A 13,311-nucleotide genomic window follows, 5' to 3' on the forward strand; every position below is an offset into this window, starting at 1 on the left:
GCGGGGAACAGGCTCTATTCCTTGCTTTAAATAGGTTTATTATGGAATTAATTAGTGTTGAGTAGGAGAAATCATGGGAAGTTCACAATTATGTTTCCAAGAATTGCTATTTAGTACCGAGTGTGATGGAGATCATGGTTATTCTGAGACTTATGATACAATAGACACAATTATATAAGGCCGAAGAACGATAAGGCAGGTGACCACTTCCCATGAAAAATAGGCAATGCCATGATATTTTTATCTTATCCACAAATGATAATGTTGCAGATTTTGCCAAGAAATTGAAACAAATGAACGGTTTGAATATTTGGATTTTCGGAGAAAGGGAATTGTTTCATGATTTTGGAGAGCAGCGCTTAGTGGATGAATGGATTATCAATGCAGCGCCAACTATCATTGGAGGTGGTAATCCTCTTTCTAAGAAGGTGAATATCGTAACACGTTTTATTTTAAGGTATAACACGCTTCATCCAAATTACGGAACTTCACTATGAATCTACATAATGCGATTATATAGATTACTGGGAGCAAAGAATGTCATATTAATTTTCCATTGTGTTTTTGATCAGAAATAGCTTTTACATAAGATTAATTTGATAATATTAGTCGCCAATGCCCTACTAGGTACAAAAGGGCATGGCTATCATCAAATTAACATTTATGAACCAATCAAATTGAAGGGGGAAAAGTAAAAATGGCAAGAGTTTATGGAATAAAAAAGAAGTTGTCGTTAAATAATGTTGATGAAAAAATAGTAAAAGAAATCATCGGCAACGAAGATTTAGTAGATGTTATTTCGCGAATGGAGAGGCTGCTTGACCATGATATGATGCGTGAGATTTTAGATTCATGCGCTTGTGGAGGTGGACAGAAATTTTTAGAACAATGCAAAATGATTGGAAAAGACCTGACTGGGAAATCGTTAGATGAAAAGGTAAATCATCTGAATAACAATATTTTTGATTGGGAAAAAATTATTTTCAACGGGAACAATTTATTGACAGGAATTCTTTCATACAAAGGAAATGAAAAATACAAATGCGTCTGTTCCGCCGCCGTAAAAAAGGGCATGACGGTTTCTGATCTCACAGGCGATAAAGATGATCGCACTATGCCGCTTTCTTATTGCTTTTGTTGTGCCGGCTCATTTCGGTGTCACTTACAGCTACAACTGGGCGTTGAGCTAAAAACAAAAGAAATTGTTTCATCACCGATTAACAGCAAGGGGCAAAAACCTTGCGAGTTTATTTTTGAGATACTATAAAATAAGAAAGCGCAATGTTTAGTGTAAAGTTACTGTAGGTCGAAAATGAAAGAGAATAAGCCCAAGTGCTAGAACGTTAGTAACAACCAAAAACAAACTACACGAAAGGACTTATTCTCATGCCTATCTTAACAGATTTCAACTCAATGTTCACCTCTCTCCGACAAGGTTTTGATTCAAGAATGGCAAGCGGTACCCTCACCATGGATCAGGTGGTACAGGAGACTCACGAGCTAACGGATCGGATTGCCCGTGAGCAGATCAAGGATAATGTCAGGTACTCGATGAGCGCCTGAGGAACCCACAGTTGCGGAAAAAGGAAAAGGTCCGGAAAGGCCTGATATCTGTTGTTTCCAGACTTTCCGGAAAGAATCACCGGATACCGGAAACCAATTCTCTTCATTTCCATAGTCTCAGGGAAAAGTTCCTTGGGAGTGGTAAACAAGGGTAGGGTGGCACTGCATGAGTCTTTTTCGGTGCCTTGAGGTTGATCGGAGCGACCAGGTCTAGGGGATTGGCAATTGAAAGTTTTTTAACTGTCGATGAACTCAACTTCTAAGTTTCTCGTATTCCTCAACCAGAGATGTCAGATACTCTTGCCGTTCCATTTTTTTCAATAATTGTTCTTCGAGTTGATCTTTCTCAGCCAGCAAAGGTTCCAGCTTCGTATACTCAGTGGAATAACGAATGATTTCATTGGAAATATAATCCAGCTTTTCTTCCAGTTTCTGGATCTCGTCATCAATGGTCTCAAATTCACGCTTTTCGTTATATGATAATTTGGTCGGGGTTTTTACCCTGGCTTTTTTGTCTTCAACCAGTGCGGCCTTACTTTTAACATCTTTTAATGGTTCACTGCTTTCTGTTAGAAGGGTATTGGCATTTCGGTTATTCCTGGCAAAATCAGAGTAATTGCCGGTATATTGAGTTACATTCCCTGTTCCATCCATGTGGAAGATCTTATTACAGATTCGATCCAGGAAATAGCGGTCGTGGGACACGGTGATGACAGGTCCTCGGAAGTCGTCGATGTATGCTTCCAATACCTTCAATGTATCGATATCAATATCATTGGTCGGTTCATCCAATACCAGGACATTAGGGGCTTCCATCAAGATTTTCATCAGGTAGAGACGACGTTTTTCTCCGCCGGAAAGCTTATTGATTGGTGTCCATTGCAGATCTGATGGAAACAGGAAAGTTTCCATCAGCTGGGAAGCGCTGATCTGATGTCCGTCGGAAGTCGTCACATATTCCGCGGTCTCCTTGATATACTCAATGGCTCGCAGGGATTCGTTCATCCCTTCGATCCGCTGTGAAAAATAAGCCAGCTTTACGGTGTCACCCAATTCCACAGTCCCTGCATCGAGCGGTGCTTTTCCGATGAGAATATTTAATAAAGTGGTCTTGCCGACTCCATTATCACCAACGACGCCGATGCGATCGTCCTTTTGGAAGGTATAGGTAAATCCGTTCAGGATCTTTGTTGCACCGTAACTTTTCTGAAGGTTGTTGAGTTCAATGATTTTCTGACCCAATCTGGAGTGGATGCTGCTGATTTCAAGCTGAGAATCAGAAATATCCATCTTTGCGTCCTTCAACGCATCAAACCGCTGAATCCGAGCCTGCTGTTTGGTGCTTCTGGCTTTCGCGCCTCGCTGGATCCAGGCCAATTCCTTTCGATAAAGATTCAGCCTTTTTCTTTCAATGGCACCAGCTAATTCCTGGCGTTCAAGCTTTTTTTCCAGGTGATACGTATAATTTCCTTCATATACATATAAATTCCCCTGATCGATCTCCATGATCTTTGTGACCACTCGATCTAAAAAATACCGATCATGGGTGATCATCAGTAAGGAACCTGTCATCCGCCGGATATGTCCTTCCAGCCAGTCGATCATTTTATTGTCCAGATGATTGGTGGGTTCGTCTAAAATCAGCAGGTCACATGGCGTTACCAATGCCCCGGCCAGAGCTACTCTCTTTTTTTGCCCACCGGATAAGGTCTTCATCTTTCTCGTAAAATCATGAATCCCCAATTGAGTTAAAATGGTCTTGATCTGACTTTCCATATCCCAGGCGTGATTCGCGCTCATTTGATCGCTCAATTCAGAGAACCTTTTTTGAATATGCTCATCCAGCCTGCCGGCTGTCATTTCTTCCAATGTGTTCTCGTAGTCCCGAATCAATCGCAGGACAGGGGTATCTCCTTTAAAGACCTGTTCCAGGATCGTGGATTCCTCGTCAAAATCCGGATCCTGGGCTAAGTACTCGATTTTCATCCCACTGGACTTTTGAACCGTGCCGGTCTCACTGGTCTCCAATCCAGCAATGAGTTTTAACAGAGTCGACTTGCCCGTTCCGTTAATGCCAATCAGCCCGATTTTTTCATCAGCGATGCTGAAAGAAATATTTTCAAAAAGCAACTTATCTCCAAAACTCTTTGACAGATTGGTTGCGGTTAGTAAGCTCATATCGTCTGCTCCTCGTAATCAGTAAGGTAAACGCTAGGTAAATGATAATAATAGGGATTATTAAACACCCAGGCGAAACCACAATAGTTCCGTAGCAATAAGTCCGCCATGAAAATCTCTTCTGGATTTTTCGCAGGTGGTCTTACCTCGTCCAAGAAAATGAAAGCATCAAGAGCTCAAATAATAGGATCATCACCAAAGTGCCTGGGTATTATTCTACCACAGCATCCATCCTGCGTGAGAAAACAGATTTCACATTAGCCTTGGCATCAATCTGTAATCTGGCTCGAAGCGATCACAAAGACAGCCGTCATCCTGCGTAATGTTCGATCCATCAGTTTTTGGTCTTGAGAGGGGATGTTGAATCAAGGTAAAAATTTTTTTTTATCTATGCGAATCGGTAGTTCAGGATATACAGGATTGAGAATTTATAGTGCTTCTGGGATTCCTGGTGCTCCCTCCATAAGGATTTGACAAAGGAAAGATTGAACTGCATCCTGCAATCAGGATTCGAATTACGATATAATCTGAAATAGGATAACATCAGTTGAGCTTGGAAAGACAAAAAATCAGATGAAGCAGGGAGACAAGAACATGGAAAACGAAGAACAGGAATACATAGAATTGACCTATGAAGAGTATCTAGAGAAGTGTAAAGAGATCAAAGCCAGGAATGAGGTATATCTGGAGGAATTCTGCAAGGATCTTGAAAAGGAAGGCTTAACCGAAAAAACGATTCAACGGCATCGCAACAATGTGGATTTTTATATCAATGTATACCTCACCAGGGAAGAACCTTTGGAAATGATTGAAGGAGCCTCGCCATATAAAATTGATGATTTTTTAGGCTGTTTCTTTATAAGGAAGTGTACCTGGTCAACCCCCTCCAGCATCAAAAGTAATGCAGCCAGCATTAAGAAGTTCTATAAAAGCATGCTGGGACGGGGACACATTGACAGAATGGATTATGAAGTGCTCACCACCACGATCAAGGAAATGATTGAGGAATGGATGTCAACCTGCGAGATCTATAATGATCCGGATGAAGAAAATCCCTTCGCGTTCTTCTTTTAATGGCTGAATCCTCCTCAAAACGGAATCACATTCAATGAGCATGAATGTGGTCGGTTCGAAGAGTTTTTTTCTAAACAACTGTCACTCGGAATCATGGATCTTGAAATAAACTCAAAATCACCGGATGTTACTTTGCATCCGGTGATTTTTTTTATTCAGTGCTCAAGTCATGTGTCTAAATTGAGATCAAGTCCATGGAATCGATTGAAATGAGAACCAACCGAATCAAAGGGTGATATTATGAGGATATCAGACAGCGATATTATAGTTTACATCTGATCTGGACTTGCGAACATTGGATCATATGCGGCAGGAGAGCATCCTGACAGAATGGATGCCTTGTAAATGCCTTCCTGTTCTCATAGTTTCTGCGAGAATTATTAATGGTCTATGAGTGTCCATGGAGGATTCATTGAATCATGCTGCTGGGTGCTGATGAAAACTATTGGAGTAAAACGATGATCTACCAACAGAATGACCTGGCTCAAGCATTGAGCGTAATGGAATCCACAATTAGAAAGTGTGAGCAGATCCAGCCGAAATTTCTGGAAGGCTCCCCGCAGAATACACTGCTTCGAAATCGACTGAAATCCTTGGCTCTATCGAAGGATCTGATAACCTGTGTCGCTGAGCAGAAAGAAACTGGACGCTACTCAGAGGATGAACTGACTCAGGCGCTGCCGCCGATGATTTCGATCATCAGCAAATGCGCTGCCGCTCAGAAAAAGCACGAGATTGGATCCCGTTATCATCTGCAGTGCCAGAAGATCATTGACGCGATGACCATTTCAATCCAACTGATCCAGGAAGAGATCGAAAAGATAAGATGAAAGCAGTGCTGCTGATCTGCGCTTAAGCCAGCATTTTAAAGCCTCGGCAGAGTCGAATAATCCATAAAGTGGGGCTGCAATAATGCCTTCGCTCAGACTGTATGAACCATCCAGGAGTGGAGCATTTTTGTCATTGAAGAAGGAAATGAATCTATTCTAAAAAACAAGACAGACCAGCAGAGCTATTAAACTTGGGGGAAATAGATGAATCAAAGACTTGCTAACGTTGCGCGGCAGGAAGCTCAGAGAGGCTTCCACGGTTTTGTGATGGGAACACAACCGAATTTTGAAGAGATCATCTCGTTATTCCCGGCCTGGGATCTTGATAAATGGGATAATCACTGGTGCGCCGCATTTGTGTATTACTGCTGCACCAAGGCGGGAATCAACCTGCCGGTACGATACCCGGACCAGCGCATAACCTGTAACTTTGCAGGCTGCAACGCTTGGGAACAATGGTCACAACTGCCGCATGTCAATAACTGGCATGATTTCCATAAAGCTCATTTTACGCCGGAGCCCGGTGATATCGTCTTGTATGACAGAGTCTTTGAAGACAAAGAGCATGACCACATTGGCATCGTTCTGGAACATCTTGATAACAAAATGATGGTGGCTGAGGGGAACTTCAATAACGTTTCCGCGATTGTGGAACGAGACCTGGATGAGCATATCAGAGGGTTCATTCGGATTCAGCAATAAGGGCCATACGATGGTAGCCTGAGAATGCCTGGCAACCTATGATCAAAACCGACTGCAAATAGTGATTTAATCCTTGATCGATGACTGTGGAACTTGAAAAGATTGGGAGGGAGTACATTGTTGAAAAAATTTCCGAAGACAGAGCAATATGATGAGAACTGGATCCACGAGAACTGGATGGGCCCGAATCCATTGTGGCTGCTCGAAGAGCTGTGCCAGCACCTGGAGTTGAAGCCAGGCATGAAGGTTTTGGATATGGGCTGCGGGAAGGGCATTACTTCAGTGTTTCTGGCGAAGGAGTTTGGGGTAACGGTCTTTGCCAACGATTTATGGATCAGCCCAACGGAGAACCTGAAGCGGTTCGAGGAAGCCGGCGTCAGCGACCGGGTATTTCCGATCCATGCCGAAGCCCATGCCCTGCCCTATGCCGAGGGATTCTTTGATGCCGTGATTTCCATCGACAGTTATCAGTACTACGGAGCCGATGAACTGTATTTTCCCTGCACCTTGTCAAAACTGGTGAAGCCAGGCGGCCAGATCGGGATCGTGGTTCCCGGATTAACCAGAGAATTCGATCAGGGCTACCCCCAGACTCTGAAAAAACACTGGGTGGGGGAAATGTTCAGCTTCCACAGCAAGGACTGGTGGCGGCATCTCTGGGAAAAGACGGGTATTGCTGAAATCACTGCCTGTTATGAAATGGAGAATCCGAAAGAACTCTGGTTTCCGTGGGCGATATGGGCACAAGAACATCTCGGGTTTGATGACGTGGATTTCTTGAATTCCGATAGGAATAATGACCTGTCAATCATTGTCATGAGCGCGGTCAAGCAGGAATAGTTCAGGCATTATGCCCGGCCGTGCCAGATACCGTAAAAACATGAGATAGGAGGAAGCATGGGAGAGATTCGAACTGTTCAGCCGGAAGATCAAGAAAGCTGGTACCGTCTTGACCGGCATTTGCCGGAGAGTGAATTTCAAAAGAAAATACGAGACCGACAGGGCTATGTTCTGCTGGAACATAATAAAATAATTGCCCTTCTGCGGTACAACTTATTCTGGGACAATACGCCATTCTGCACCTTGCTGTTCGTGGAGCTCCAGTCTCGTGGAAAGGGATTTGGAAGACGCCTGATGGAGCATTGGGCGAATGACATGAAAGACCACGGCTATGGCATGGTGATGGTATCAACTCAGGTGGATGAGGATGCCCAGAATTTTTATCGAAAACTCGGTTATAAAGACTGCGGTGGACTTACACTAGACCTTCCCGGGTATGAGCAGCCCATGGAACTGTTTATGGTCAAAGCACTTTGATCGAAGAGGGTTGAAAGGAACCGCTTTCACACCGATGGAACAACGGTTGCCTCTTCGCTCGGTCACCAAGTAAGATAATACCTTTGTTACCGGCCCACCATGGGATACGGTTGAGGGCTGTACGATTCAACTGCCGGGATAAATCAGTTGTTGGGATTTATCAGCCATTGGAATGAACAGCCAATAGGAGGGATCAGCATGGACCGCAAGGAAATTATTTCCTGGTTGCTGGAGGGGGATGTATCCATTCAATACCAGACACATCGGGATTTACTGAAATCAGATCCAGCGTTATTAAGGGAGTTAAAAAAAAGAATTGCCTCGGAAGGCTGGGGTTATGAGCTGCTGAAGCGACAAAACCCGGAAGGTCACTGGGGCCGTGCATTCTATCAGCCCAAGTGGACCTCGACCAATTACACCCTGCTCGACCTGAGATCCCTATGTACTCCGTGTACCCCTGGCATCACGAGGGCACTCCACGTGATTGTTGAAACATGCAAAGGCATGGATGGCGGGATCAACGGCTCAGTGACTGTGCCCGAAAGTGATTTGTGCATTAATGGCATGTTCCTGAACTATGGTTGTTACTTTGGCATTGAGGAAGAAGCGATCACATCCGTCGTGGATTTTGTGATCAGCCAGCAAATGGAAGACGGCGGTTTTAATTGTATGCTGAACCGATATGGTGCCAGCCACAGCTCGATGCACACCACAATCAGCACTCTGGAAGGAATCCGGGAATATCTTGATCAAGGATATGGCTATCGGCGAGACGAACTGGTTCAGATCGAAGGGGAAGCTCAGGAATTTCTCCTGCGGCATCGGTTGTTCCGATCGGACAGAACCGGAGAAATTATCCATCCGGCCATGCTGCGGCTGGCATTTCCGACACGCTGGAAATACGATATTCTCCGAGCCTTGGAATATTTTCGAAATGCCGGAGCTCCTTGCGATGAAAGACTGCAGGAAGCATTAGAGGAAATCCTTAAAAAACGAACGAGTGATGGCCGGTGGAAATTGCCGGCACCCTATCCAGGTGCCGTCCACGTTGAAATGGAGTCAACCGGCGTGATCAGCCGGTGGAATACCCTGCGGTCACTGCGTGTACTCGACTATTTTCAAGGCTCTGAAAGAGTGGAGTAGAAGGGAAACAGACAGAAAGCTGACAGGAATCTGGCCTGGAAACAGAATTCACAACACCTGTCGGGCATAGCCGAATTTTTGCAGGAAAGCAAACTCATAGCGGGAGGCTGTTCAGCATGAAACCAATTGAAAAACAGATGCTTCGGAATCCAGACATAGAGCCAACAAGCGAGGTGCTGGAGGAAATACTGGGAACGGCCTACAGCACCTATGTTAAGTTTCTCAGCGAAATGGAACGCCGGGAGATCCACTTGGAGTGGCGGTACTATAACGATGGAAAGGCATGGCTTGGCAAAGGCCTCCATCATTGGACCGGCAGTCGCGGCGGAAAAAAGGAAGTTACTGTATTCTGGCTGTCGGTTTGGGAAGGGTATTTCAAGTTAACCATCTATTTTCCTGAAAAAGTACGATCCGAAGTCATGACCCTCTCGTTGTCCGAAAAACTGAAGCAGAGGATTGTGGAGACAGATCAAATGGGCAAGCTGAAATTTTTCCCCGTTGTGTTTGAACTGCACATAGATGAATCCTTCGACGAAGTTTTGACGCTTTCAGAGTTCCGAAAAAATATCATATAACACGGATTCGCAGAATTCGAATTGAATGAGATGAAGAGAAACAGGAGGTACTGCAAAGTACTCTAAAACCTAAGGATTCTGAAGAAACTACCAGAACTACCAGAACTACCAGAACTACCAGAAACTGGAAGAAATAAGAGGGAATGATGATAGAAATACCGATGAAAGAAACACGGATCAAGGAAGCAACGAAAGAGGATCTGGATGCAGTGGCGAATCTGGCTGTTTTGCTGTGGAACGGTCGCAGCATTCAGGAAATGGAACAGGAGATTTCAGAATTAATCTCTAAAGACCATTCCAGATTCTTTCTGATCTGCGAACAGGGAACGCCTGTCGGTTTTGCACAATGTCAACTAAGGCATGACTATGTCGAAGGAACTGAAACCAGTCCGGTGGGATACCTGGAAGGAATTTATGTAATGCCGACGTATCGCCAGAAGGGATATGCCAGAGAGCTGTTAGCTGAATGTGAGAAGTGGGCAAAAGCACAGGGCTGCAAGGAATATGCCAGTGACTGTGAACTGGACAATGAAGAAAGCTATCATTTCCATAGGGCGATGAAGTTCAAGGAAGCGAACCGAATCATCTGCTTTACCAAGGAACTCTGAAAGAATCACCAGTGATTGCCGGATCAAGCGGATTCAGGCCGGCTGCCAAGCCAGATGCAGAGCTGATGTACTGATGCTGCAACCTGGGATATTGCTTGATGAAAGGGGGATGATATCTGTTCGAATCGTCCCTGCCAGGAACATTGGTTGAGTCAGGAACAACGGAATGAAGAAGAGGGAAATCGATGATCGAATAAGGAGTATATACAGAAGAACTAAACGGATGGGACTTGGATGAGGGATTTTTTGAGGGCTGGCCAGCTCACCCGGATCAGGCGGTTCATCGAAGCATCTTGAAGGACAGCTTCAAATCCATTGTGGCACTGGATACCGATCGGAAGAAGATCGTCGGATTCATCAACATAATAAGCGATGGAATCCTGTCTGCCTATATTCCTTTGCTTGAAGTTGTGCCCAGATACAGGAATCGGGGAATCGGAAGAAAGTTGGCAGAACTGGCTCTTGAGGAGACGAAAGATTTCTACATGGTCGACCTATGCTGCGATGAGACGATGACTGCTTTTTATGAGAAATTCGGGATGGTTCCGGTACGAGGCATGATCCTGAGAAATCCCGAGAAGGCGATGGGGCGCTGTACGGAATCAACCGATCGGAATTGTTAGCCAGCTGAGGATTGATTTCAAGGCAATTCTGGTGACTTGAAGCAAGTGCTGTTTGATGGAGCAGTTAAATCCGGTTTTTGGTACAAGTGCTTAGCATCAGACCAGGAAGCAGTTTCATGATCAATCCGAATCAAGAGATGAATCCGAATCAAGGGGGCAATCATGTAAGCTCACTTCATACCAAATCAACAGGAAAGTGACTACGTAAGGAATCCGGCATGACTAAGGGATGACTCCAGATGGATCGGGAAGGCCTCCTGGGAAGCATGAAGATATAGAACAGCAACTCACACCATGCAGAGTTGAGGGAATAGCTATTGTAGAATAATCAAATGCTGATATACAATGTTGCATAAATGGCCTTCCTACTAAGTGATATATTCCCGTGTCCCATAACAACTTCCTGGAGCAACCGGATGCGGGTTATGAAATTCTTTGGGAAACAGAAAATGAAATTTTCTGGGAAGCTGGGAGCAGCTGAAGGCATGGCAGTTATACTACTCCATCAACACTCATCATCTGGTTGAGGGAAGCTTCAATCAGGTAGTAAACGAATTTCTAAATGATTCCAAGGAGAGAATGCATGAAGGATGAACTGTTTTTAAAAGAAGCGATTCGACTGTCAGCTCTGGCGGTTGAACATGGCAACGAGCCCTTTGGGGCGGTACTGGTCAAGGATGGGGAGATTGTTTATACCAATGAAAATCAGATCTACTCCCAAACAGATCCCACGGAACATGCTGAAATCGGTTTGGTTCGAAGATATTGCGAGGAAACCGGGATCACTGATTTAAGTGCGTATACTCTTTATTCCAGCTGTGAGCCGTGCTTTATGTGCAGCGGAGCGCTGGTCTGGATGAAGTTGGGAACCCTGGTTTACGCCGCCAGCAATCAGGATCTGGCAGAGATTCTGAATGAACCGGGATGCAATTGCTCTGACCTGGTGTTCCGGCATTCGCATGTTCAGCCAGTCGTTCGCGCCGGATTACTCCGGGAGGAAGGCCGGCAGGTTCTGTCGGATTATTTCTCCGGCCATCCGAAAGGATAGCGATATCATCAACTCATCATTGCCCGGCTGATCACAGGATCAGACTGGCTTATTCAATCAACTTCAATTGATCAGGAGGCAGCGAAAGTGATTCTTTGCATTGTTTCAGCTCCATGCACGGTCATATAGGACAACAGGCATGGAGTAACATCAGGTCCTATCTTGACTTTGCATTTTAATATCAAAATATATATTAAAGGAGTAAAGTCAAATGGAATCAATCAGAACAAGTCTCAGAGACTTGAAATAATTTATCATTTTATGGATTTCGCAGTCCTTTTCATCACTGGGCAGCGCCATGACCAATTATGCGTTAGTCATCTGGTCCTATCAGCAGTATGATTCGGCCTTAATCGCGGTCTGTTCTTATGCGCCCTATGTCATCATGAGCATATTCGCCGGAGCCTTGAGCGATCGGTGGAACAAAAAACATACCATGCTGCTGTGTGATACCTTTGCCGCATGCTGTACGATCGCTATCCTGATACTTCTGCAGACTGAGAAGCTGGAAATCTGGCACATCTATCTGCTGAATGCCCTGAATGGGCTGATGAACACGATCCAGCAGCCGTCAGCCGGCGTTGCGATTACCCTCCTGACCCCGCAGAAATATTATCAGAAAGTCAGCGGTCTGCGATCTTTCTCGAATTCATTGACCGGAGTTCTAACTCCGATTATCGCAACCATGATTCTTACCCTCTGGGGAATGAATGCGGTCATTCTGTTTGACCTGCTGACATTCGGAATTGCATTTCTTTGCCTAGCCCTTTGGATTCATATTCCGGAACTGGAACGGAAGGATCGCCCCGGAGAAACCCTGTTCCAGTCGGCTCAGGCGGGCCTTGAATTCCTGAGGGATCACCGGGGGATTCTGGATTTAATTCTTTTTTTAGCCGCCATCAATCTGATTGCGTCCAAGTACAATGCGGCCTTTCCCGCACTGATTCTGTCACGCAGCAGCGGCGGGGAAGCTGGTCTGGGCATTGTCAACGCAACCGAGGGGATTGCTTCACTAGCCGGCAGCGTAATGGTTTCGGTCCTGCCCGCCCGAAAAGCCGGGTGAAGGTGATTTGCGACTGCCTGCTCTTCTCCATGAGCACAGAAAACTTCTTTCTGGCCTTTGGCAGAACCGTTCCCCTCTGGTCAATCGGGGCAGTCCTGGGATGGATTTTCATCCCGGTGATGGGGGCGAACATGGAAGTACTGCTGCGAAACCATATCCCCGTTGAAATGCAGGGGAGAGTCTTCTCAGCCAGGAATACCCTGCAGTTCTTTACAATCCCGCTCGGCTATCTGCTGGGAGGATTCCTGGTGGATCGGGTCTTTGAACCATTTATGGCGGCCAGGGAACCAGGAGTATTTACCGCACTCTTCGGTGCGGAGAAAGGCTCAGGAGCAGCATTCCTGTTCTTCTTCCTGGCCATCGCCGGCATTGCGGTCTGTTTATTCTTCCGGCGGGATCATCATCTCTGGGCACTGGAAGAATAGCACAAAGCAGGAAACGCCACGCTAAAACATCTGATTTGCAAGGCAGCAACCTGATCGGTGATGGGGTTGCTGCCTGTATCATGTCCTGCCCGGCTGGGCATTTCAGAAGGCTGAACTTATTATTTGATGACAATTGGATCCGGCGGACCGGATCCGCCATGA

The 13,311-nt window shown here is 45.4% G+C and carries 14 protein-coding genes and 1 pseudogene; 14 read left to right on the forward strand and 1 reads right to left on the reverse strand.

The annotated features are described in order from the left end of the window. The first annotated feature begins 212 nt into the window (after positions 1-212). From NQU17_01050 to NQU17_01060, 3 genes are all read left to right on the forward strand, one after another. Positions 213-497, forward strand: coding sequence for a dihydrofolate reductase family protein (locus NQU17_01050; protein ID UUM12170.1), 285 nt, complete (start codon positions 213-215; stop codon positions 495-497). A gap of 200 nt (positions 498-697) precedes the next feature. Next, the gene (locus NQU17_01055) at positions 698-1,267 is read left to right on the forward strand and encodes a hypothetical protein (protein ID UUM12171.1); all 570 of its coding nucleotides are present in this window, start codon (positions 698-700) and stop codon (positions 1,265-1,267) included. A gap of 119 nt (positions 1,268-1,386) precedes the next feature. Continuing rightward, positions 1,387-1,563: a hypothetical protein gene (locus tag NQU17_01060; protein UUM12172.1), complete on the forward strand. Its 177-nt coding sequence runs from the start codon at positions 1,387-1,389 to the stop codon at positions 1,561-1,563. Between the two features lie 252 nt (positions 1,564-1,815). Here the strand turns inward: NQU17_01060 and NQU17_01065 are convergent, their stop codons facing one another. Further along, the gene (locus NQU17_01065) at positions 1,816-3,741 is read right to left on the reverse strand and encodes an ABC-F family ATP-binding cassette domain-containing protein (protein ID UUM12173.1); all 1,926 of its coding nucleotides are present in this window, start codon (positions 3,739-3,741) and stop codon (positions 1,816-1,818) included. 594 nt (positions 3,742-4,335) lie between these two features. Between NQU17_01065 and NQU17_01070 the strand changes: the two genes are divergently transcribed. The 11 genes and pseudogenes from NQU17_01070 to NQU17_01120 all read left to right on the forward strand — a co-directional run bounded on the left by NQU17_01070 (position 4,336) and on the right by NQU17_01120 (position 13,149). Continuing rightward, the gene (locus NQU17_01070) at positions 4,336-4,815 is read left to right on the forward strand and encodes a hypothetical protein (protein ID UUM12174.1); all 480 of its coding nucleotides are present in this window, start codon (positions 4,336-4,338) and stop codon (positions 4,813-4,815) included. Between the two features lie 458 nt (positions 4,816-5,273). Then, positions 5,274-5,645 carry a hypothetical protein gene (locus NQU17_01075; GenBank protein UUM12175.1) on the forward strand — a complete coding sequence of 124 codons (372 nt, stop codon included), beginning with the start codon at positions 5,274-5,276 and terminating at the stop codon, positions 5,643-5,645. A 204-nt stretch (positions 5,646-5,849) separates the two neighbouring features. Next, positions 5,850-6,347: a CHAP domain-containing protein gene (locus tag NQU17_01080; protein ID UUM12176.1), complete on the forward strand. Its 498-nt coding sequence runs from the start codon at positions 5,850-5,852 to the stop codon at positions 6,345-6,347. Positions 6,348-6,464: 117 nt separating this feature from the next. Continuing rightward, complete coding sequence (locus tag NQU17_01085) at positions 6,465-7,187, forward strand: methyltransferase domain-containing protein (GenBank protein UUM12177.1); 723 nt, start codon at positions 6,465-6,467, stop codon at positions 7,185-7,187. 57 nt (positions 7,188-7,244) lie between these two features. Further along, complete coding sequence (locus NQU17_01090) at positions 7,245-7,664, forward strand: GNAT family N-acetyltransferase (GenBank protein ID UUM12178.1); 420 nt, start codon at positions 7,245-7,247, stop codon at positions 7,662-7,664. Positions 7,665-7,862: 198 nt separating this feature from the next. Next, the gene (locus NQU17_01095) at positions 7,863-8,807 is read left to right on the forward strand and encodes a hypothetical protein (protein UUM12179.1); all 945 of its coding nucleotides are present in this window, start codon (positions 7,863-7,865) and stop codon (positions 8,805-8,807) included. Positions 8,808-8,923: 116 nt separating this feature from the next. After that, positions 8,924-9,382 (forward strand): DUF3788 domain-containing protein, encoded by a 459-nt coding sequence (locus NQU17_01100; GenBank protein UUM12180.1) that lies wholly within the window; start codon positions 8,924-8,926, stop codon positions 9,380-9,382. A gap of 161 nt (positions 9,383-9,543) precedes the next feature. Continuing rightward, complete coding sequence (locus NQU17_01105) at positions 9,544-9,990, forward strand: GNAT family N-acetyltransferase (protein UUM12181.1); 447 nt, start codon at positions 9,544-9,546, stop codon at positions 9,988-9,990. 230 nt (positions 9,991-10,220) lie between these two features. Beyond that, positions 10,221-10,613 carry a GNAT family N-acetyltransferase gene (locus tag NQU17_01110; GenBank protein ID UUM12182.1) on the forward strand — a complete coding sequence of 131 codons (393 nt, stop codon included), beginning with the start codon at positions 10,221-10,223 and terminating at the stop codon, positions 10,611-10,613. Positions 10,614-11,196: 583 nt separating this feature from the next. Then, a complete protein-coding gene (locus tag NQU17_01115; GenBank protein ID UUM12183.1) occupies positions 11,197-11,661 on the forward strand; it encodes a nucleoside deaminase in 465 nt (154 codons plus the stop codon). A gap of 253 nt (positions 11,662-11,914) precedes the next feature. Then, positions 11,915-13,149: pseudogene (locus NQU17_01120) on the forward strand (MFS transporter). The last annotated feature ends 162 nt before the right edge of the window (positions 13,150-13,311 follow it).

It is taken from the genome of Clostridiaceae bacterium HFYG-1003 (assembly GCA_024579835.1).
In the GTDB taxonomy this organism is placed as follows: Bacteria; Bacillota; Clostridia; order Clostridiales; family Clostridiaceae; genus JG1575.